Annotated in this window: 19 protein-coding genes; 10 read left to right on the top strand and 9 right to left on the bottom strand. The window is 64.0% G+C overall.

The window, feature by feature from the left end; translation table 11 throughout:
- Positions 1-16 precede the first annotated feature (16 nt).
- A complete protein-coding gene (locus tag HBF24_RS14715; protein WP_167174431.1) occupies positions 17-643 on the top strand; it encodes a trimeric intracellular cation channel family protein in 627 nt (208 codons plus the stop codon).
- Between the two features lie 89 nt (positions 644-732).
- The gene (locus HBF24_RS14710) at positions 733-3,222 is read left to right on the top strand and encodes an alpha-L-rhamnosidase C-terminal domain-containing protein (protein ID WP_240922609.1); all 2,490 of its coding nucleotides are present in this window, start codon (positions 733-735) and stop codon (positions 3,220-3,222) included.
- A gap of 273 nt (positions 3,223-3,495) precedes the next feature.
- Here the strand turns inward: HBF24_RS14710 and HBF24_RS14705 are convergent, their stop codons facing one another.
- From HBF24_RS14705 to HBF24_RS14695, 3 genes are all read right to left on the bottom strand, one after another.
- Positions 3,496-5,436 carry an aconitate hydratase gene (locus HBF24_RS14705; protein ID WP_167174423.1) on the bottom strand — a complete coding sequence of 647 codons (1,941 nt, stop codon included), beginning with the start codon at positions 5,434-5,436 and terminating at the stop codon, positions 3,496-3,498.
- A 117-nt stretch (positions 5,437-5,553) separates the two neighbouring features.
- Positions 5,554-6,012, bottom strand: coding sequence for a hypothetical protein (locus HBF24_RS14700; RefSeq protein WP_167174420.1), 459 nt, complete (start codon positions 6,010-6,012; stop codon positions 5,554-5,556).
- Positions 6,009-6,569, bottom strand: a complete 561-nt coding sequence (locus HBF24_RS14695) for a sigma-70 family RNA polymerase sigma factor (RefSeq protein ID WP_167174418.1) — start codon at positions 6,567-6,569, stop codon at positions 6,009-6,011. The genes HBF24_RS14700 and HBF24_RS14695 overlap by 4 nt, the downstream gene beginning before the upstream one ends.
- A gap of 132 nt (positions 6,570-6,701) precedes the next feature.
- Here HBF24_RS14695 and HBF24_RS14690 point away from each other — a divergent pair, with 132 nt between their 5' ends.
- From HBF24_RS14690 to HBF24_RS14675, 4 genes are all read left to right on the top strand, one after another.
- Positions 6,702-7,028, top strand: a complete 327-nt coding sequence (locus tag HBF24_RS14690; RefSeq protein WP_167174416.1) for a DUF6249 domain-containing protein — start codon at positions 6,702-6,704, stop codon at positions 7,026-7,028.
- Between the two features lie 77 nt (positions 7,029-7,105).
- Positions 7,106-7,567 carry a MarR family transcriptional regulator gene (locus HBF24_RS14685; RefSeq protein ID WP_167174414.1) on the top strand — a complete coding sequence of 154 codons (462 nt, stop codon included), beginning with the start codon at positions 7,106-7,108 and terminating at the stop codon, positions 7,565-7,567.
- Positions 7,568-7,643: 76 nt separating this feature from the next.
- Complete coding sequence (locus tag HBF24_RS14680) at positions 7,644-8,069, top strand: organic hydroperoxide resistance protein (RefSeq protein ID WP_167174412.1); 426 nt, start codon at positions 7,644-7,646, stop codon at positions 8,067-8,069.
- Positions 8,070-8,253: 184 nt separating this feature from the next.
- The gene (locus HBF24_RS14675; protein WP_206064361.1) at positions 8,254-9,279 is read left to right on the top strand and encodes an alpha/beta hydrolase; all 1,026 of its coding nucleotides are present in this window, start codon (positions 8,254-8,256) and stop codon (positions 9,277-9,279) included.
- 69 nt (positions 9,280-9,348) lie between these two features.
- On the opposite strand, the gene dinB is transcribed toward HBF24_RS14675, so the two are convergent.
- Positions 9,349-10,431 (bottom strand): DNA polymerase IV, encoded by a 1,083-nt coding sequence (gene dinB, locus HBF24_RS14670; RefSeq protein WP_167174408.1) that lies wholly within the window; start codon positions 10,429-10,431, stop codon positions 9,349-9,351.
- A gap of 159 nt (positions 10,432-10,590) precedes the next feature.
- Between dinB and HBF24_RS14665 the strand changes: the two genes are divergently transcribed.
- A complete protein-coding gene (locus tag HBF24_RS14665; RefSeq protein WP_167174406.1) occupies positions 10,591-11,010 on the top strand; it encodes a hypothetical protein in 420 nt (139 codons plus the stop codon).
- Positions 11,011-11,462: 452 nt separating this feature from the next.
- On the opposite strand, the gene HBF24_RS14660 is transcribed toward HBF24_RS14665, so the two are convergent.
- Positions 11,463-11,957: an RNA polymerase sigma factor gene (locus tag HBF24_RS14660; RefSeq protein WP_167174404.1), complete on the bottom strand. Its 495-nt coding sequence runs from the start codon at positions 11,955-11,957 to the stop codon at positions 11,463-11,465.
- A gap of 8 nt (positions 11,958-11,965) precedes the next feature.
- Positions 11,966-12,757 carry a hypothetical protein gene (locus tag HBF24_RS14655; protein WP_167174402.1) on the bottom strand — a complete coding sequence of 264 codons (792 nt, stop codon included), beginning with the start codon at positions 12,755-12,757 and terminating at the stop codon, positions 11,966-11,968.
- A gap of 243 nt (positions 12,758-13,000) precedes the next feature.
- On the opposite strand from HBF24_RS14655, the gene HBF24_RS14650 reads away from it, so the two are divergent.
- From HBF24_RS14650 to HBF24_RS14640, 3 genes are all read left to right on the top strand, one after another.
- Positions 13,001-13,672, top strand: coding sequence for a methyltransferase domain-containing protein (locus tag HBF24_RS14650; protein ID WP_167174401.1), 672 nt, complete (start codon positions 13,001-13,003; stop codon positions 13,670-13,672).
- The gene (locus HBF24_RS14645) at positions 13,669-13,971 is read left to right on the top strand and encodes a YkgJ family cysteine cluster protein (protein ID WP_167174400.1); all 303 of its coding nucleotides are present in this window, start codon (positions 13,669-13,671) and stop codon (positions 13,969-13,971) included. The genes HBF24_RS14650 and HBF24_RS14645 overlap by 4 nt, the downstream gene beginning before the upstream one ends.
- An 81-nt stretch (positions 13,972-14,052) precedes the next feature.
- Positions 14,053-14,211, top strand: a complete 159-nt coding sequence (locus tag HBF24_RS14640) for a hypothetical protein (protein WP_167174399.1) — start codon at positions 14,053-14,055, stop codon at positions 14,209-14,211.
- Positions 14,212-14,317: 106 nt separating this feature from the next.
- Here HBF24_RS14640 and HBF24_RS14635 read toward each other — a convergent pair whose 3' ends face one another.
- From HBF24_RS14635 to HBF24_RS14625, 3 genes are all read right to left on the bottom strand, one after another.
- On the bottom strand, positions 14,318-14,527 hold the full coding sequence (locus tag HBF24_RS14635) for a cold-shock protein (RefSeq protein ID WP_167174398.1): 210 nt from the start codon (positions 14,525-14,527) through the stop codon (positions 14,318-14,320).
- Between the two features lie 232 nt (positions 14,528-14,759).
- Positions 14,760-17,015 carry a hypothetical protein gene (locus tag HBF24_RS14630; RefSeq protein ID WP_167174397.1) on the bottom strand — a complete coding sequence of 752 codons (2,256 nt, stop codon included), beginning with the start codon at positions 17,013-17,015 and terminating at the stop codon, positions 14,760-14,762.
- Positions 17,016-17,100: 85 nt separating this feature from the next.
- The gene (locus HBF24_RS14625; RefSeq protein WP_167174396.1) at positions 17,101-19,884 is read right to left on the bottom strand and encodes a TIM-barrel domain-containing protein; all 2,784 of its coding nucleotides are present in this window, start codon (positions 19,882-19,884) and stop codon (positions 17,101-17,103) included.
- Positions 19,885-20,053: the final 169 nt, after the last annotated feature.

Below are 20,053 nucleotides of genomic sequence, written 5' to 3'. Positions count from 1 at the left end.
CCACTAGCCTTGCCCGATGGGTGAGCACACGCTTTTCAATGTCATCGATCTGGCCGGCACCTTTGCCTTTGCCATCAGTGGTGCGCTGGCGGCCCGGCGTGAGGACTTCGACGCCTTCGGCGTGCTGGCCATCGCCTTTGTCACCGCGTGTGGCGGCGGCATCGTGCGCGATCTGTGCATTGGCGCGATTCCGCCGGCAGGGCTTTCTGATTGGCGTTACCTATTTACGGCCGCGGTGGCGGCGGTGCTGGTGATGGTCGCCTATCGGCAGGTGGAGCGACTGACTTATCCGGTGCGTCTGTTCGATGCCATGGGCCTGGGGCTGTTCGCCGTATACGGCGCGCACAAGGCGTTGGTGATGGGGCACAACGCCGAAGTGGCGGTGCTGGTCGGCACGCTGACGGCCGTCGGCGGCGGCGTGGCGCGCGATGTGTTGCTCAATCGCACTGTGGTCATCATGCAGCACGAGATCTATGCCTCGGCCGCCGTGCTTGGCGCGGGGTTAGCGGTGCTGGGCGAGTATCTGGGCTGGGCGCCGGAATGGTCGACCTGGCTGCCGATCGCCGCATGTTTTGGCCTGCGTTACCTGGCACTGCGCCTGCACTGGAACTTGCCCAAGGTGATGGGCGAGCGCGAGCCATAAGCGGCGGAGCGCGTTGGGCTGCATGCTAGAGTCGGACGCGTGATCAGGCGCATGCTGAGGCGCCGCTTGTGGAGTGATCAGTGTCCAAGATGCGATCGATGTCCTGCTGCGTGCTGGGTTGGTGGGCGGCGTGGCCGGCCCTGGCTGCTGCGCCATCTCCGCCATCGTGGCAGCCATACGTGGTGGCGCCGTCGTCGCGACATGTACGGCCGGTGCGGGTGCTCAGTGTTTCCGGCGACGTCACCCATGCTGATGCCCTGCTCGATGGCCATGGTGTGGCCGTGTTCAAGCGCCCGCCGCCGCAGGCTGAATCCCGCTGGCCTCAAGGTACGCGCATCCAGCTGCCAGGACTCAAAGACGCCCGTGGCGCAGAACATCTGATCGACGGTGCGCTTGCCAGCGTCTGGCAGGCGCCCGCTCGTATCGCGGGGTCGACGCCGGCCATCGACCTGGACACGCCCACCGCGCAAACGCTGCATGGCATGACCGTGCGCGCCGCATCGGGTCACGTGCTGGCCGACTTTTCCGTGGACGCCCGCCAGGACGGGGCATGGAAACGGGTGGCGTCGGTCCATGGCAACAAGCAATTGCAGGTGGCGGTAACGTTTCCCCGCGCCGTGACGGCGCGTCGCTGGCGTATCGATGTGCCCGTGGCCAAGAACGCTGATTCGGCGCGCATCAAGCTGGCCGAAATCTGGCCGGGTGCGTTGCACGATGCGCCGCCGCCCAGTGTGGTGCTGGACTTTGGCAAGGTGGTGGTGGGCTATCCACGGCTTCACTTTGCCGCCGGCAGCACGCCCGGCACGGGTTTGCGGCTGGCCTTCTCGGAAACGCGCCAATACCTTGGCGAGCGCTCGGACTTCACGCGCTCGGACAACGGCGATGCCATCGTGCCCGGTACCGATCAGGTGGTGGCAACCACTCAACCGCGCGTATGGGTGGATCGACATGGCTGCACGCACGAGCGCAAGGTGTGCGACGACGGCCTGCATGGCTTTCGCTATCTGCGTATCAGCCTGGACGCGCTGCCCGCCGATGCGCCTTATGCCAAGCCATCGGGAGTGGTTCGACTGCGCGATGTATCACTGGATTTCACCGCCTATCTGGGCCGCCCGGACACCTATGCGGGTTGGTTTGAAAGTTCGGACAAGGCGCTCAACCGCTACTGGTTCGATGCCTCGTATACCAATGAGCTGATTACCGACACCTTCCGTGCTGATGATGTCGAGCCGCGCCAGGCCAATAGCGCCTTTCTGGATGGCAAGCGTGTTTTGCATGATGGCGCCAAGCGTGATCGCGATCCCTATGTGGGCGATGTCGCGGTGTCGGCGCGCACGGCCTATCTGACCCATGGCGCCGCGCTGGGCGATGCCGCGCGGAACGTGCTGTTGGATCTGGCCAAGCATCAACGCGTCGATGGCTGGATCGCGCCGGCCTCGATCCGTCACTACACCTTGCCGTTGTTCGAGTACCCGTTGTGGTGGGTGGTCGCCGACTGGGACAACCTGCGCTACACCGGCGACCTTGCCTTTACCCGCGCGATCTATCCGCATCTGTTGCGGCTGCTTGACGGTTGGTACCCGAAGGTGGCCGACGCGCACGGCCTGCTGCATAAGGGGCTGGATGGCACGTCCGGCTATGGCGATTACGCCTTCCTGCCGCGCACCGGAGAGGTCAGCTACTACAACGCGTTGTACGTGCTGGCCCTGCACGATGCGGTGGCCATGGCGCATGCGCTTGGCCACGACAACGATGCCACGCGCTGGACGGCCCGCGCGCGCCATGTGGCACGTGCGATGAATGCGCGACTGTGGGATGCCAAGGCCGGTGCGTATCTGGATAGTCGTCAGGGGCCGGTGCGCCACGCGCAGGATGGCAACGGATTGGCGGTGGTGGCCGGTGTCGCCAGCCGGTCCCGTGCACGACAAGCGCTGGGTTATCTCGGCACGCATACGGCCTTGCCTTACGGTCATGCCTTCATGGACAACAATACGTTGCTGCCCGATGGCGGCAAGCGTGTCTATGCGTTTACCTCGTACCCTGAAATCCAGGCGCGCTTTCAGGTCGGGATGACAGCGTCGGCCTTGCGCGAAATCCATGCGCTGTATGGCTGGATGGCCCATCACGATCCGGGCACCACCGACTGGGAGGGCATCGGCGCGGGCGGCAGCATGTATGAGGGCGGCTACACCTCGGCCGCGCACGGCTGGTCCACCGGTGTGGTGCCGCTACTGAGCAACGATGTGCTGGGCGTGACGCCGACAGGACCGGGCTTCGCGCGCTGGACCTTGCATCCGCATCCCGGTGATCTCAAATGGGCGCGGGGCAAGGTACCCACGCCGCATGGCCCGATCGCTGTGCATTGGGTGCAAAAAAATGCACGCCTGGAACTTGGCGTCACGGTGCCGAAGGGCACCGTCGCACGCGTGGTGCTGCCGGCAGCGAAAGGCAGCCATGTGGTGATGGACGGCCATACGGCCGAAGCCAGGTGGCGTGGTCATGCTGCGGGTGACAGGGGCGCTTGGGTGCTTGACCGGGTGGTACCCGGAAAACATCGATTTCGCGTCACGGCGCGATAGCCGCGGTGCGCCTCTGGGCGCGCGATAAAAGACGGCATGCGATCAGGGATCTTGATCGCACCGCACCGCCCGTTAGCCGTTGCGAGGTGTTCGCCCGTCATCCCGGCGAAAGCCGGGATCCAGCGTGGTTGTTTTACGACAAGCTCAGTCCACTGGATTGCAGCGTTCGCTGGAATGACGGGTGTGGGTTGGCTTGCCACGACACGAGCGTCCATGGGCATTGGGCCGGGCCGCGTTGCAATCGCCGCGTAGTGGGTCGCCAAACAGTGCGTCTCAGGCGGCCTGCTGGCGTTTCATCCAGTTGATCTGGCCGCCGGCCAGCAGCATGTCGACCTGGCGCGGCGAAAGCTGGTGACGCAGTTCCAGCGCCCCCTGCTTGCCCTTGATCTTTGCTTTCACGTGCGCGCCCTTGCGCAGCGCTTCGTGCAGGCCATCCAGCACCAGTACCGCATCCGGCTCCAGCTTGTCGTAATCGTCGGCGTTGGCGAAGGTCAGTGGAAGTACACCGAAGTTGACCAAGTTCTGCCAGTGGATGCGCGCATAGTCCTTGGCCACTACCGCGCGCAGGCCCAGGTAGCGTGGTGCCAGCGCCGCGTGCTCGCGCGAGGAACCCTGACCGTAGTTCTCGCCGCCGACAATGGCGTGATCGCCGGTCTTCTTGGCACGCTTGACGTAGCCCTCGTCGACCACGTCGTAGACGAACTCGGCAATCTTCGGAATGTTGCTTCGAAACGGCAGCACGCGCGCGCCGGCGGGCATGATCTCGTCGGTGGAGATGTCGTCACCCACCTTAAGAATGATCGGCAGCTCCAGCGCGTCGGGCAGGGCTTCGAAGTCCGGTAGCGAGGCGATGTTCGGCCCTTTCACCAGGCCGATGTTGCGTGCCTCGCCGAGCGGCAGCGGCGCCTCCAGGTTGCGGGTATCGACGATGGGCTGGTCCGGTTCGGCCACGGCCGGGCAGGGAAAGTCGAGCGTGCGCGGGTCGGTGATCACGCCGCTCAGCGCAGAGGCGGTGGCCGTTTCCGGGCTGCACAGGAACACCGCATCTTCCTTGGTGCCGGAGCGGCCGGGGAAGTTGCGCGGTGTGGTGCGCAGGCTGTTGCGGCCACTGGCCGGGGCCTGGCCCATGCCGATGCAGCCATTGCAGCCGGCCTGGTGCAGGCGCGCGCCGGCTTCGATCAGCGCGCTGATGTGGCCATCGCGGATCAACGTGGCCAGGATGCCGCGCGAACTGGGGTTGATGTCGAACGAGACTTGCGCGCTGACACCGCGGTCCTTCACCATCTGCGCGGCCATCGCGTAATCGCGGTAGCCGGGGTTGGCCGAGGAGCCGATATAGGCCTGGTACAACGGCTGGCCGGCGATCTGGCTGACCGGCACCACGTTGCCGGGGCTGGACGGTTTGGCGATCAGCGGTTCGATGGCCGCGAGGTCGATGGTTTCATGCACGTCGTAGTCGGCGCCTTCGTCGGCCAGCAGCTCGCTCCAGTCATCGCCGCGGCCGTGTGCGCTCAGGAAGCGGCGAGTGGCCTCGTCGGACGGAAACACCGTGCAGGTGGCGCCCAGCTCCGCGCCCATGTTGGCGATGACGTGACGGTCCATGGCGCTGAGAGTTTTCAGGCCCGGGCCGTAGTACTCGATGATGCGGCCGACGCCGCCATCGACATCATGCCGGCGCAGCATTTCCAGAATCACGTCCTTGGCCGAGCACCACTGCGGCAATTCGCCGGTGAGCTTCACGCCCCAGATTTTCGGCATCTTGGTATAGAACGGCTCGCCAGCCATGGCCAGCGCTACCTCGATGCCGCCAGCGCCGATCGCCAGCATGCCCATGGAACCGGCCGCCGGCGTATGGCTGTCCGAACCGAGCAGGGTTTTGCCGGGCTTGCCGAAGTGCTGCATGTGCACGGCGTGCGAAACGCCATTGCCGGGGCGCGAGAACCACACGCCGAAGCGCTGGCAGGCGCTCTGCAGAAACAGGTGATCGTCCGGGTTCTTGAAGTCTTCCTGGATCAGGTTGTGGTCCACGTACTGAGCCGAGACTTCCGTTTGCACGCGCTCCAGGCCCATCGCTTCCAGCTCCAGCATCACCAGCGTACCGGTGGCGTCCTGGGTCAGGGTCTGGTCGATCTTCAGCGCGATTTCGCTACCGGGTTCCATCTGGCCGTCAACCAGGTGGGCGTGGATGAGTTTCTGCGCGACGTTCATGGCCATGAACCACCTCCTTGAACTTGGCTTGCGTAGGCAAGGCCGCACCCGCGGTGGTACGGCCGCTTCGCTTGCACCCAAGTGTAGGCGGGGGCGACGTAAGCTGGCCTGACTGGACTGGCGTCAGTGCACCTGCTGCCAGCGCCGGCGCAGACGTTCGGCCAGCGTCGATGCCAGCGCGCAGGTGGCCAGCGCCAGCAGCCAGCGATTGCCGATCGCGGCGGTGACCGGGCTGTGCGCCAGCAGGTGCCATACCCGGGTGTCGATCCCCAGCGTCCAGTCCACCGCCATGCAAAGCAGCGTCAGTCCCAACACGGAGGCTATGCCCAGTTCCAGGGTCGGCAGGCGCGTGTTCTGGCGCGAGCGTCGGGCGCCGACGCGGCTGGCCATCTGCGCGGCGAAGTCCGCACCCAGGCCATCTTCGATCGGCTGGCGCAGCGCCCGCACTACCTGGCGATAGGCCTGGGTATCGCCGTCGTCACATTCGTCCAGCGCCAGCCGTTCGGCGCGCATGGCCGCTTCCTGGCGCTGCCATTCGTGTGGATCGACGGGTGGGGTTTCGGGCCGTTCGGGTGTGCTCATGCGCTCACTCCCAGGGTGGATTCCAGCAGCGCGCGCAACTGGCGGCGACTGCGGAACAGGTGACTCTTGATGGTGCCGGTGGCCAGCCCGGTGATGCGGCTGATTTGGTCGATGCCCAGCTCATCCAGATGATAGAGCGTCAGCACCGTGCGCGGCACGGCGGGTAAGGCTTCGATGGCTCGGTGCAGGGCCTGGCCCGATTGCAGCCGTTCGTAATTGTGGTCGATCAGGGCGGGATCGGGAATCTGCTCCCACGGCGCTTCGTCATCGTCACCCATGGCCACGCCGGGCAGACGCTTTTTCTCCAGGTGGCGCAACGCCAGCGAGTAGGCGATGCGTCCAATCCAGGTTTTCAGTGCCGATTCGCCGCGATACTGATGCAGCTTGCGATGCACGCGCAGGAAGGTTTCCTGGCACAGCTCGCGGGCATCTTCCGGATGGCGCACTATGCGCTCGATGATGTGCCAGCAAAGGCCCTGATGCGCGCGCACCAGCGCCTCGAAGGCGCCGCGGCGGCCTTCGAGCACGGCATCGACCATGGCGCGGTCGTCATTCATGCAGTGGGCATCTTCATACGCACCCATGGATACGGTCGGCGCCGGCGCGGTTGCATCGGCGTCGGCTGCAACCGGCGCGCGGCAGAGCGTATCCATGGAGGCAGATCCCATCATCACGCCAAGGAGCTTGCCATGACCCAGACCCTCGTACCCATTGTGCTGTTTGTGTGCATTGCCTACACCATCAAGGTGGTGGTCGAGGCGCTGTCGCGTCGCCGTCTGCTACAGACCGAGCTTTCCACCGAACTGCTCGAATCACTGGTTCGCAGCGAGGAAACCCAGCGTCGCCACGCGGCCTTGCGCTGGGGCATCGTGTTCACGCTGCTGGCGGTGGCCTTCATCATCATGCAGGTGGCCGGCTGGAACCAGATCAACGCCGGCGTGATTGGCCTGCTGGCCGCCGCGCTGGGCATCGGTCATCTGGTGTTCTACGCGATCGTACGCCGCCTGGAGCATTGATGTGAGGGCGGGCGTTGTTGGCCGTGCGACAAAGGTCGTACTTGCAATTAAATAGCGCGCTATGTAAATTGCGAGCCATGGAAACGACGCCCGCCACCACCGAAGCACTGAACACGCCGCGCCTGGATGCGCAGCTGTGCTTTGCGCTGTATTCGGCATCGTTGGCCATGAACAAGGTGTACCGGCCGTTGCTCAAGCCGCTGGACCTGACCTATCCGCAGTACCTGGTGATGATGGTGTTGTGGGAGCACGGCTCGCTTACCGTGTCGGAAATCGGCCAGCGCCTGTTTCTCGACTCGGCCACGCTGACGCCCTTGCTCAAACGCCTGGAAGCATCCGGCCGTGTGCGCCGGCAGCGTTCACAGGAGGACGAGCGTCAGGTGCAGGTCTCGCTGACCGATGCCGGGCGCGCGCTGGAAGCGAAAGCGGCCGAGGTGCAGCATGGCGTGTTCTGCGCCACGCATTGCTCGGTCGATGAGTTGCGCCATCTCAAGTCGTTGCTGGAACACCTGCGTGGTGATCTGGCCGCGGCCCAGTGATGGCTTTTTTACACGTATATAAGTAGCACGCTATTTAATAGCGTAATTAAACACTCCAACCGAAGGACACACAGCCATGAGTATCGAAAAAGTTTTGTATCGCGCCGAAGCCAAGGCCACCGGTGGCCGCGACGGTCGCGCCGTGACTTCCGATCAGACCCTGGATCTGGCCCTGAGCACGCCGCGCGAGCTGGGCGGCGCCGGTGGTGAGGGCACCAACCCCGAGCAGCTGTTCGCCGCCGGTTACTCGGCATGCTTCATCGGCGCCATGAAGTTTGTCGCCAGCCAGGACAAGAAAGCCTTGCCGGCCGACACCAGCATCACCGGCAAGGTGGGTATCGGCGCCATCCCCACCGGCTTCGGTATTGAGGTGGAGTTGGTGATCCACGTGCCGGGCATGGATCGCGCCGAGGTCGAGGCGCTGGTGCAAAAGGCCCACGTGGTGTGCCCGTACTCCAATGCCACGCGCGGCAATATCGATGTGACGCTGACGGTGGTCTGAGGTTCTAAGCGTGGGTGGGCCGATCGGCTCGCCCACGCAATGACGGCTCGGACCATTGGCTCCAACCGTCGCATCCTGACGCCGTGGCGTTGGGACGAGGTTCGCTGATTTTTTTTAAGCAATTACATAGCGCGCTACTTAATTGCAACCAATCAAATATGCCTAATAGGAGATTCTCATGATCATGCTCAAGCGTTCCCTGCTTGCCGTCGCCTTGATCGCCGCCAGTGCTGGTGCAAGCCATGCCGGTGACGCTCCCGCTCTCAAGCCGGATCGGGTCACCAGCCAGTTTCTGAAGGCGCTCAATGGCAGTGGCGGTGCACCGCTGCAGACGCTGGCGTCGAAGGCTGCTCGCCAGGTGCTGATCAATGCGCAGAAGTCGGTCAAGGTGGACTTGTCCGGCATCACCGTTCAAAACCGCACCATCGAGCAGAATGGCATCCGCGTACCGCTGACCATCGTCAAGCCCGAGCACATGGCGCCTGACGCGCCGGTGTTCATGTTTTTCCACGGTGGTGGCTGGATTCTTGGTGACTTCCAGACGCATGAGCGCATGGTTCGCGATCTGGTGGTCGAGTCCGGCATCCCTGCCGTGTTCGTCAATTACGACCCCTCTCCCGAGTCCCACTATCCGGTCGCCATCAATCAAGCGTACGCTGCCACGCAGTGGGTGGCCGAGCATGGTCGCCAGATCGGCGTGGATGGATCGCGTCTGGCGGTGGTCGGCAACAGCGTGGGCGGCAATATGGCCGCGGTGGTCAGCCTGATGGCGAAAGACCGTCATGGGCCCAAGATCGCCTTTCAGGGGTTGATGTGGCCGGTGACCGACGACAATTTCGACGATCGTTCTTATCTTGACTATTCGGAAGGCCATTTCCTGACCCGCCCGATGATGCAGTGGTTCTGGAACGCCTATACCACCGATCAGGGCGATCGCCGGCAGATTTACGCCTCGCCGTTGAAGGCGTCGCTTCAGCAGCTGAAGGGCCTGCCGCCGGCATTGATTCAGGTGGCGCAGTTTGATGTGCTCACGGACGAAGGGCAGGCCTATGGTCGAAAGCTGGACCTGGCGGGCAACGATGTCGCGGTGGTGCGTTACAACGGCACCATCCATGACTTCGGTTTGCTCAATGCCCTGGCCAACGATGCGCCTACCCGCGCCGCGTTCCGGCAGATGGCCGAGGAGTTGAAGTACCGCTTGGGCAAGTAATGGGCAGTGCGCGCAAGCTGGCTGGGCAGGGTCGTCAGGCATGCCCAGCCAGCGCGTGTCGCCGGCGCCTTAGAACGTGTCGAACAATTGGCCTTGAATGGCCATCTCGCCTTCGTCCATCAGCCCGGCCAGGCCCACCCCGACCAGCCGATAGCGCGTGTGCGCCGGCTCGTTGACGCGCTCACGCAGGGCACCGGCCAGTTCCGCAAGCTCCTGCGCTGAAGAAGGTGGCGTGGCCCGGGTCAGGCTGCGTGTCATGGTCTGGAAATCGGCCGTTTTCAGCTTCAGCACCACGGTGCGAGCAATGCGTCCTTGTTTGGACGTAAGCCCGTTCCAGGCTTTTTCCGCCAGCCTGTGGATATGCGGCGTCAGCGCCTCCAGTGGCAGGTCCTCGGCAAAGGTGTCTTCGGCCGACACCTGCACGCGTTCACGGTGCGGCTCGACCGGGCGTTCATCCACGCCACGCGCCAATTCGTAAATGCGCCGGCCCCAGCGTCCAAAGCGCTGCTCCAGTTCGTCCAGCGACGGGCGTCGCAGCTCGCCCACGGTGCGGATATCCAGCGCTTCCAGCTTGCGCTGCATCACCTTGCCCACACCGGGTACGCGACCCACTGGCAGTTCGCGCAGAAAGTCTTCCACCTGCGAGGGACGCACCACGAAAATGCCATCGGGCTTGCGATGGTCGGAGGCGATCTTGGCCAGAAATTTGTTCGGTGCGACACCGGCCGACGCGGTCAGTTGGGTTTCCTCTCGGATGGCCGCGCGAATTGCTTCTGCGGTCGCGGTGGCCGAGGGCAGGCCGCTGCGCAGTTCGCTGACATCTAGGTAGGCCTCATCCAGCGACAGCGGTTCGATCAACGCGGTGTGGCGCGAGAAGATCTCACGGATCTGCGCCGACACCGCGCGATAGCGGGTGAAATCCGGCGGCACGAAGACCGCTTGCGGACACAAGCGCTCGGCGCGCAGCGCCGGCATCGCCGAGTGGATGCCAAACGGCCGCGCTTCGTAGCTGGCCGCGCACACCACCGAACGCGCGCCGCGCCAGGCCACCACCACCGGCCGCCCGCGCAGGCTGGGGTCATCACGCTGTTCCACCGAGGCGTAGAACGCGTCCATGTCGACATGGATGATCTTGCGGGGCGGGGCGGTCACGGCACTCAAATACGTACAAATGAACGTATCTCCATTCTAGCCGATAAGGCGTCGCCAGCGCGTGCGAAAGGTGGTGGTCAGCGCGGTGAGCATGCTCAAGCAGCCCGCGATCTGGCCGATACATAGGGTGTGAAGATTGCCCGGACGGAGTGCCCGACCATGAACACTTACCACGACATCTCGTCGCGCGAGCGTTTCGAGTACACCCTGCGGCATTTCATCGACACCTTGCAGTTGCTCACCGTGCACCCGGCCGAGCAGGTGCGTTGCAACGGCAACTACAACACCGCCTACGAACTGCTCTGGGATCTGGCCGCCGGGCGCGCCATGATCGACGAGCCGGCATGCTATCTGCCGCCGGACGTGTGCGAGTCCATCGGCCGCCTCACCGGCGACCTGGCGCGCCTGCCGTTCGAGAACCAGGCCGGCCGCCAGGGTGATGCCGAAGAGCGTCTCAGCGCCAACCTCACCGACATGCTGCAGCCGTGTTGGGCGCCCATCCGTGTGCAGGCGCGCGAACTGCTGGACGCACTGACACCGGCCATGCTGATCAACCAGGTGTATTTCGACGCGCATTGAAGCGGTGGCTTTTGCGAGGGCGGGGCATCAGCCATGAAGCATGGTCGGCGCCCCGGGCCTGATTTTGGTACCCCGAACCATGCCAAGTGACCCCATTGGCTCAATGTGGGGACGCGCCCCGTGTTGCCCTAGGACCCGTCGTGACCTGTACCAGGTATACGGCGACGTCTCCTTGTCCGCTGGAAAGCCGCAGCGCCGCCCCATCGGCGACTTCGATGGCCGGATGGTGGTCGCTCGACATCGCGTTGATCAATGTTTGTGTCAGCGCTCGGTGGGGCGACGGTGGTCGCGGTGCCAAAAGCAGACATGCCATCACCACCGCCGCGAGTGCTCCTCCCCATGCCCAGGGCCTGGCCCCTCGCAAATGGCCGGGGCGTTGCTCGTCCAGCCGTTGGCGCAAGCGATCCAGTCCATGGCGAGGGGGTTCCAGGGTTGGCAGCAGATCGTTCAAGTCACCCATGCTGGCGTCCTCCCAATTGGCGGCGTAGGTGATCCATGGCGTGGTGCTTGCGTGAAGCGACCGTGCCTTTCGGAATGCGTAACAGCTCGGCCATCTCGGCGCCGCTCAAGCCGGCAAACTCGGACAGCAGCAGCACTTGCTGTGACAGCATCGGTAGTTGACCGAGCGCACGGCGCAGTTCGTGTGAGGCGTGCTCAGTCTCTGGTGTGCGCTGGTGGTCCAAGTGGTCGGTTTCCTCCATGGGCGCCCAGCGCCAAAGAGCGCTCCAGCGCAGGCGATTGCGCGCCAGATTGAGCGCCGTGGTCCAGACCAGCGCATCCAGGCGTGACGGGTCAATGCGTTCGCGGCGCTTCCAGAGGCGTGCATAGGCTTCATGGATCATGTCCTGACTGTCCTCGGCATGCCAGAGCAGGCGGAAAAGCACGTTATAGAGCGGCTTTTCCAATCGCAGGTAGCTTGCCTCCAATGCGCTCCTTCGCAGTGTCATGCCCTGTCTCAGACACCACTGACAGGGTCGATTCGGATGATCAGCAGTCGCAGCGTGGGGGCTGGGCCCTGACGATCGGCTTCGGCTTTGCTGACTGCAGAGAGACTAAAAGGGCCGGTCTGTTTCAGATAGCCGCTGCGTATACCGGGCGCCTGTGCCAGCACCACATAGTGCCCGGTGCGTAGGTCTACCTGGGTTTCCAGCTGGCTGAGGCCACCGCCGGCGCTGTCTTGGAATTTTATTTTCGCGCTCACCGACTGGCTGTCTTGCGGCTTCAATTGCACCAGGTATTCGTGCTTGCTGCCGGTCTTCGTGTTGGCGAAGTTGCCATCCGGCTGCGCCACCATTGAAACGCTCTCGTCCAGCGCAAAATGCATGGAACCCAGAGAATTGCGTATCGGGCTCAGTGCCTGGGTCAGCGGCTTGAGCGATGCATCATCCTTGCCCTGTCCAGTAAAGCCGTTGACCAGCCAGAAGTGGACCTGCATGGCGGCCGGCTGACGGTCTGACTTTTGCTGGGCCAGGGTATCGAGCGCCTCGCGAATCGAGGTTTGGCTGGCGTGGGGTGCATATACCAGCAGGCGCCCTGGCGCCGGCGATGTTACGCGGTCATGCGGTTCCAGGGTCTGCTCGAGTACGGCGCTGAGGCGTTGTGTCATGGCTGGTGGCACCGAATACATGACCAGGGTGCGCGTGTTGTCGGCATGCGCCGAAGCCTGCGAGTCGGCCGGGTGCTGGCAGGCGGTAAGCAGAACAGTCAGGGCCAGGGCACCACCTAGCGTGCGTAACGTGCGATGCATGAATATTTCCCCATGTCCGCCGGGCAGCGGGCTTCATCAGGGTATACACGCCAGTCGGCAAATGTTTCATGCGCCGGAAAGCGCGTGCGTAGCCCGCGCCGGTACGGGGTGGTGTCGCTTGGTGTACCATTTGCCGGGTACTTGCTCGCCTCGCGCGTTCCGTACGGCCCCTTCGGCCGCTCGCCTCGCTCCCCCTTCTTGCCTTTTCGCCCCGCACTTGGGGTGGCCTTCCCGGGAGCCGACATGCTCGGATATTCGACCCGTCTGATGACCGTGCCCGTGGGTGGGCGCGTGTTTCGTTTGCGCGTGCTGAGCGACAAGCAGCAGTTCTGCGATCCGGATGGTCACTGCGAGCGGCTGGGTATTTCCTCGGCCCAATGGAGCCTTTTTGGCCAGCTGTGGCCTTCCGGGCGGTTGCTGGCCCAAACCATGCATTCGTTCGATATCCAGGGCAAGCGCATTCTGGAACTGGGCTGTGGCATCGGCCTGGCCAGCCTGGTGCTGCACAGCCGTGGTGCTGACGTGGTGGCCTCGGACCTGCATCCGTTGACCGAGCCGTTTCTGGCCTACAACGCCGCACTCAATGAGCTGCCGGCGGTGCATTATCGCCAGCTGCGCTGGGATACGCCGTTGCCGACGCTGGGCCAGTTCGATGTGATCATCGCCAGCGACGTGCTGTACGAAATCGGCCATGCGCAGCTGATTGCCGATGTGGTCAAGCGCCATGCGTTGCCGCACGCGCAGGTGATGCTGACCGATCCGGGCCGAGGCAGCAGCAACCGTTTCAGCCGCATGCTGGCCGCGCAGGGCTTTTCCCTAGCCGAGACGCGCGCGCCGATGGACGATGAGGATGTGGCCCCTTATCGTGGTCGCATGCTGCACTACACACGCCTGGTCCAGGAGAGCGCCGCTTGAGCGATGCCGCCCATTGCGCGCGCTGCGATGCCGTGTGTTGCCGTTTGACGGTGGTGCTGCAGCCGGAAGATGCCATCCCTGAACATCTGACCACGCATCTGGATTCAGGGCTGCATGTGATGGCGCGTGATGACGAGGGCTGGTGTGTGGCCCTGGATGGCGCGCGCATGAACTGCGGCATCTACGAAAGCCGACCGCTGATATGCCGCCGTTTCGTGATGAACGGCCCATACTGCCGGCAGGTGCGTGATGACTACGCCGCTGGCGAGGACCGCAGCATTCCGCTGCGCACCCTGTAAGCCGCCGGCCTGCTCGGTGCGCGTGCCCATCAGGCAGCGCGGCCGGGCAACACCTTACTGATCCAAACCGAGAGACCTCTATTGGCCAAGCCCAACTATTCCTACGAGAAACGTCAACGCGAAATCGCCAAGAAGAAGCAGAAAGAGCAAAAGCAAGCCAAGAAGCGTGCGGCTCGCGAGGAGACGCGCGCCGGGCAGGCGCCGGACGCCGGCCCGCCCGGTGGCCGCGATAGCGATTAGTCGCTGATGTGCCGGTAAGCCGCGGCCCTGATAGGAAGCGGTTTTAAAGGCATAAAAAAAGCCCGGCACAAGGCCGGGCTTTTTTGAAGGCTTTAGGCAAGCCTGATCAGATGACCTGCACCTGATCAGCCTGCAGGCCCTTCTGGCCCTGGGTCACGACGAAGGAGACCTTCTGGCCTTCTTCCAGGCTCTTGAAGCCCTGCGACTGGATGGCGCGGAAATGCACGAACACGTCGTCGCCGCTCTCACGAGCGATGAAGCCAAAGCCCTTGGCGTCGTTGAACCACTTCACGGTACCGGTTTCGGTCTGAGACATTTTTATTGCTCCTTGGAACAAACAGATAAAGAAGCCGCATGGCGGCAGATATGCTGGTTGCAAGGAGGAAGCGGGTACAACGGTGTAGTGGAACTTCAATCTACAGCATCGGGCCACGATTCACGGTGACCCTTGGAACTCAGCAAGGCGAACGTTACGGCTTGTGGTGCAAAACTACAACAGAAATTTTCATAAATTTTTGCTGTACACGGCAAAGTGCATGAATGCACTGCTATTGCGGGCCGCAACGCAGCGCAATCTGAACGCGCAATTTGCCATCGAAAGTGCCTTTTACGTCGTTGGTTGGTGCGTTGTCCCTATGGTGGCTGCCGATAGCGGCGGAGTCGGACGGAGGCCTTGAGGGCGTACAGCCGGCAGGCGGGGTCAGCTGCCAGGCTGCGTTGGCCCCCGTATGCGCGAGGGCCAGCGTGACGCGCTGGCCGTGGGATGTGCGCACTACCTTGACGTCCACCTGGTTGTCGCCGAAGGGAAGCCGTTTAAGGGCCATGTAGGGCCACCCGGCGGGCAGGTGCGGCGCCAGCATGAAGCGATGCGCCGGAGCGTCAGGCCGATAGCCGAACAGCCCGTGCACGCTGGCCAGGATGAATCCGGCCGAGGACCAACTCTGCTCGGGCACCGAGACATCCAGTGGCCGGAAGGTATCGCCCGAGAGCACCTCGTCGATATGGCCCGGTGCGTCGATGTCGGTATCGGCGACCAGCGTTTTCCAGATCTCCAATGCCTTGGCATCGCGCCCGTGATGCCAGAGCGCGGTGGCGAAGCTGGCATTGGCCACCGGCCACACGCTGCCGCTGGCATAGGCGTTGGCGTCGTAGCCGGCATCGTCGGTGGGCAGGCTGCGCAGCCCCCAGGCGCTCAGATAGTCCGGTTTGAGCAGCGCATCGAGCATGCGCAGGCGTTGCGCGTGGCTGAATGCCTCGCTGTCCAGGGCCGCAATCGGCGGTTTGCGCTGTGAAACCGGCTGACCGCCGCGCTGGAACCCCTGGTAGGGAAAGCCGCTGGCTGCATCCCAATAGCGTTGGCCGATGGCCTTTTGCAGCGCCGTTGCGTGTGCCGCCGCGGTGTTGGCCAGCGTCGGGTCGCCATGCGCACGTGCCAGCACCGCGAAGCCGCGCTCGGCATCGAGCATCGACAGCGAGAGGCTGAGCTCATCGTGCATGCTCAGCTGCTCGTTCTGGCCGTGTTTGCCCGGCGGAATGACCGGCAGGCCGGTTTTGGCATCGCGCACCGAGCCCATGTAGTGCCAGGCACCCAGCAGCGAGTGCCAGCTGGTGTCCAGCCATGCCTTGTCGGCGTGGGTGCGCCAGATGTCGGCCGCGTGGCTCAGATAGTCCATCGACGTGTCGACATGCACAAACTGGTAGGGGTAGGCCTTCCAGTCGATCAGGCCGGCACTTTGCGACAGCTCATGCCACATTTGGCCGTTGTGCGGGTCCTGATAGCGACGCAGGAAGGCGTATTCATCGCGCACGCGCTGTGCGTCGCCAACGGCGGAGAGGCCGGCCGCGGCGACCATGCCATCACCACCGAAGAACCAGTCGTATTGGGGGCGGCGCGTGTCGCGCGATGGACCATAGCCGCCGATCAGACCGCAGCCCAGCTGCGGGTTGCACACCCAGGCCTGCTCCAGGGCCACTTCGGCCCAGCGAAACGCGCGGTTGGCGTCGGCATCCGGTGTATCGAGCACCGCCATGGCGGCCAGGCGCGCCTGGTAGGCCTGGCGTGATTGGTTGAGCCAGGTTTGCCAATGTGCACCCAGCGCCTTGTACTGGGCCGGGCCATCATCATGACCGGGCAGGTCCAGACTCATCAGCACCTGGGCCGGATGATGGGCGCTGACCGGCAGCGCCAGCGAGAGCGTGCGGTGGCTGTGCCAGGGCTGGCTGTAGTCGTCCGGCGCGCTGTGGACGCTGGCCTGTGGCGAACCGATAAACGCGCGATAGCGATTGCGCCCTTCGTGCAGCACAAAGGTATGCAGTGAGGCATCCCAGCTGGATGATTGGCCGCCGATGGCGCCGGGCCACATCAGGTTGAGCGATGGCTCGAATGTCACACGCAGCTGCAAGGTGCGCTTGCCCGTGACCTGGTAGCTCATGACGATGCCCGAGCGCTTGCGCGGTACGAACCACTGCTCGGTCAGGGTGAAGTCCTGGCCGCTATAGATGCGCTCGACACTGGCCGGTGTGACTCGGGTTTGCATGGGCAAGTCGTGCAGTGGCAGCCGTGTGCCGTCCTCGCGCAACAGGCTGACGCGGTAGTCGGTCAGCAACTGAAACGGATAAATCCACGCCTCCAGGCCATGCCGCGCGTAGCCCTGAACGATGCCGCGTTGTCCCGGCTGGGCCAGAAACTGACGCGGCCCGGGCGCTTGCTGGGTGAGCGCAGGCACGGTGGGCGCCCCGGCCGATGCCGGCAGGCTGGCCATGGCCAGGAAGGTGCAGAAAGTGGCCGTCAGTGATCGCAACATCGTCAATGTCATTTTGGCTGTATGGATGGCTAAAAAAGTGGCGGACGCTACCCTCTAGTGCGCGCCGCCGTTGCAGAGTCGATGCCTAGTGAAGCACGACGCTAACCGATTGATCGGCACCCAGCGTGGGCAGATCAATGCGTGCCGTGTGCGTGGCGTCATCCCAGGTCCAGTGCGTGAAGGGCGCGCCATCGACCTGTACCGCCTGTGGACGCGTGATGGCATGAATGCGCACACTGAAATCGCGCTGCGCGGGTTGGCCCTGGTAATGGCCTTGCGCGGCGCCGATGGTCAAGGTGTGGGTGCCAGTGTGGTCACTGCGGTAGTCGAGAGCGGTGGTGGCATGCTCGCCCTTGGTGTAAGCCATGCTCTTGCCATCATCCTGATACAGCGTGAAGTGGCCGCTGCCGTCACCATAGGCATTGATGACCATGCGTGAGGTGTGGTTGCCAGGCGGTGTGTGCATATCGCGCTCGGGCACAATGCCGCCGGCGCGCACGTACACCGCAATGGCATCGTCGGCCACGCTCACATGCTGGGTGCGACCACCGTGCAGCGTGGCGCCGGTGAAGTAGTCGATCCATTCACCGGGCGGCAGATAAACATCGCGCGAACGGCCGGCACTGACCATGGGCGCGACCAGCAGGTTGGCGCCGAAGTAATACTCATGCGGGTGCGTATAGGCCGCGTCCAGGGTGGGATGGCTCAAGTACAGCGGGCGCAGCAACGGCATGGCCTGGGTGTGGGCCTGCCATGCATAGCTGTACAGATACGGCATCAGCGCATGGCGCAGGCGGAAATATTTCTTCACCAGCGCCATTCCTTTGGCGCCGTAGTTCCACGGCAGGCGCGTGTTGCCTTCCAGCGGATTTTCATGCGCCGCGTGCAGGCGCAGGATCGGGCTGAAGGTGCCGAACTCGACCCAGCGTGCGTACATCTGGAATGGGATGTTGGCGCCGTGAAAACCGCCGATGTCGTGACTGACGTACGGCACCAGCACATTGCCGGCACGCGCCGTGAAGGCCACCTCGTAGGCCAGCACCGGCCACTGGGAATAGGTGTCGCCGGTGAAGTAGCCCGGATAGCGCTCGCTGCCCCAGCCGCCGTAGCGGCCCAGGATGAAGCCGCGCTCACCGGTGGCCTGGGCGGTGAAGTCATAGAACACCTTGTTGGTCCACAGTTGCGGGTCCAGACCGCGCATGTGGGCCGCGCCGCTGCCACCGTCGACCCACCAGGCATCCACGCCCTGGCGCATCAGAGGCGCGTGCAGGTCGTCCATGAACACCTGGGCCTGGTGCTTGTCGGCCAGGTTGAAGGTGATCGCCTGCGCCGGCTTGATGTCGCGCAAGGCCAGCGGGCCACGCGCAATGCCCGAGCCGCGTGCCCCGGCGCTCACCTTGAGCGCGATTTCCACCGGCTGGCCGGGCTTCACGTAGGGGCGCACGTCGGCATAGGTCAGCGTGCGCGGCCACCAGGTATGGCTGTGGCGTACCGGGTTGCCGTTGATATACAGGCTGTAATCGCCGCCGACATCGCCCAAGTACAGGTAAAGATGCTTGGGTAGGTCGGCGGGCAAAGTGACGCGGCGGCGGTACCAGGCGATGCCGGTATAGTCGGGCAGGCCTTGATGTTCCCAGTCGCTATCGGTGCGCAGGCTGCGCCAGTGGCTGTCGTCGATGCCGGTGTCGAACCAGCCGCGCTGCATGCCCACCTGGTGCGGATCGGTGCGGAATTTCCAGGGACCGGCCAGCGAGATATCCACGCCTGGCTTGGCCGGTGCTGCGCGGCCCAGATCGGCAAGCACTTGCGGGGCGTGGCTGTCGCTGTAGGAGAGGATGCTCTCCGGGCTGTTGGCGTAGCCGGGGTGATCGTTCAACACCAGCTTGATGTCACGCTGGTGCAGCCACTGGATGAATCGATCCGGATGCGGTACCAGCGGGCTCCAGTCGTAGCCGCCCTGCCACCCGTAGTTGTGCCAGGCAAAATCCAGCGTCATCGCATCGACCGGTATGCCGTGCCCGGTGAGGCGTGTGATGTCGCTTTCCAGCTTGTGGCTGTTGTAGTGCTTTTGCTGCGCCTGGCGGGCCATCCAGGTGCCCGGGAAGTACTCGAAGTTGAAATCGGTCAGCCAGTTGCCCAGCACCCAGCGTGGCACCATGGGAATGGCGCCGCACAGCTTGGCGTATTCGGCCAGCACATCGCGGTAGTTGTCGGTATAGGTAAACAGGTACCAGTCCTGCTGGCCCGTATTTTTACGCGGTGAAATCCACTGTGTGTCCGCTTGCCACAGCGGCGTATCGCTGTCGTCGATCAGCGCGTAGCCGCTGCGGCTGAGCAGGCCGGGCTGGGCTTTGTGCAGCAGGATATCGATGCCCGGGATGATGTCGTGCGCGGGGCTGCCGGTGGCAATATCGGGCGCTTGAAGGTTTTGTTTGGCGATGTTGTCCAGCGAATAGGTGACGCCACCCAGGTTGCGGTGGTCGACCTGTCCGGGTTGCCAGGTGTGCGGTGCATCCGGCGCAGGCTTGGCCCAGGCCACTTTCAGGTTCTTGGCATCAAAGGCGCCGGTGCCGCTGTGATAACGCAGCGTCAGCTTGCCGGTGTCGATCACCAGCCAGCCATCCTTGTGCGTGGTTTTCACCGGCACATCAGCCCAGTCGCGCTGGATGACCACGGCCGTGTGCACATCGACAAAGTGGCCGTCCGGCGCGTACTCCATGCGCACCAGCGATGGGGTCAGCAATTCAAAGCGGGCGTGGCCATCGGTGACGGTGGTGGTGGCGTGCGCTGCCGGCAGCAGCGCAGCGCCCAGACAGGCCGCCAGAAGGTGTCGGCGCAGACGCCGGCGGGATGTGCGATGAGTGGGCATGCAAGGTTCCTTGGCCGGTGGGCGGTCAACAGCGGAAAAAGGGGGCCGCGCCCCCACCGGGTCGGGATACCGGCAGGGCGCGGCCGTGTACCGGCGGGCGGGCAGGGGCCCGTGTGCCGGCGCAAGGCAGGACGGTCAGCGTGCGTGTTGCATGCCGTCCCAAAGACAG

The sequence above is a fragment of the Oleiagrimonas sp. C23AA genome, assembly GCF_011759385.1.
GTDB lineage: Bacteria > Pseudomonadota > Gammaproteobacteria > Xanthomonadales > Rhodanobacteraceae > Oleiagrimonas.
The sequence above is the reverse complement of the archived record's forward strand: the minus strand, read 5'-3'. Positions and strand labels throughout refer to the sequence as shown.

What these genes read in the sequence shown, in the direction of transcription:
- HBF24_RS14625 (WP_167174396.1), bottom strand. Translation starts at nt 19,884, where the DNA reads ATGCCCACTCATCGCACATCCCGCCGGCGTCTGCGCCGACACCTTCTG.
- HBF24_RS14715 (WP_167174431.1), top strand. Translation starts at nt 17, where the DNA reads ATGGGTGAGCACACGCTTTTCAATGTCATCGATCTGGCCGGCACCTTT.
- HBF24_RS14675 (WP_206064361.1), top strand. Translation starts at nt 8,254, where the DNA reads ATGCTCAAGCGTTCCCTGCTTGCCGTCGCCTTGATCGCCGCCAGTGCT.
- HBF24_RS14650 (WP_167174401.1), top strand. Translation starts at nt 13,001, where the DNA reads ATGCTCGGATATTCGACCCGTCTGATGACCGTGCCCGTGGGTGGGCGC.
- HBF24_RS14690 (WP_167174416.1), top strand. Translation starts at nt 6,702, where the DNA reads ATGACCCAGACCCTCGTACCCATTGTGCTGTTTGTGTGCATTGCCTAC.
- HBF24_RS14700 (WP_167174420.1), bottom strand. Translation starts at nt 6,012, where the DNA reads ATGAGCACACCCGAACGGCCCGAAACCCCACCCGTCGATCCACACGAA.
- HBF24_RS14630 (WP_167174397.1), bottom strand. Translation starts at nt 17,015, where the DNA reads ATGTTGCGATCACTGACGGCCACTTTCTGCACCTTCCTGGCCATGGCC.
- HBF24_RS14660 (WP_167174404.1), bottom strand. Translation starts at nt 11,957, where the DNA reads ATGACACTGCGAAGGAGCGCATTGGAGGCAAGCTACCTGCGATTGGAA.
- HBF24_RS14710 (WP_240922609.1), top strand. Translation starts at nt 733, where the DNA reads ATGCGATCGATGTCCTGCTGCGTGCTGGGTTGGTGGGCGGCGTGGCCG.
- HBF24_RS14635 (WP_167174398.1), bottom strand. Translation starts at nt 14,527, where the DNA reads ATGTCTCAGACCGAAACCGGTACCGTGAAGTGGTTCAACGACGCCAAG.
- HBF24_RS14705 (WP_167174423.1), bottom strand. Translation starts at nt 5,436, where the DNA reads ATGGCCATGAACGTCGCGCAGAAACTCATCCACGCCCACCTGGTTGAC.
- HBF24_RS14655 (WP_167174402.1), bottom strand. Translation starts at nt 12,757, where the DNA reads ATGCATCGCACGTTACGCACGCTAGGTGGTGCCCTGGCCCTGACTGTT.
- HBF24_RS14685 (WP_167174414.1), top strand. Translation starts at nt 7,106, where the DNA reads ATGGAAACGACGCCCGCCACCACCGAAGCACTGAACACGCCGCGCCTG.
- HBF24_RS14665 (WP_167174406.1), top strand. Translation starts at nt 10,591, where the DNA reads ATGAACACTTACCACGACATCTCGTCGCGCGAGCGTTTCGAGTACACC.
- HBF24_RS14695 (WP_167174418.1), bottom strand. Translation starts at nt 6,569, where the DNA reads ATGAATGACGACCGCGCCATGGTCGATGCCGTGCTCGAAGGCCGCCGC.
- HBF24_RS14680 (WP_167174412.1), top strand. Translation starts at nt 7,644, where the DNA reads ATGAGTATCGAAAAAGTTTTGTATCGCGCCGAAGCCAAGGCCACCGGT.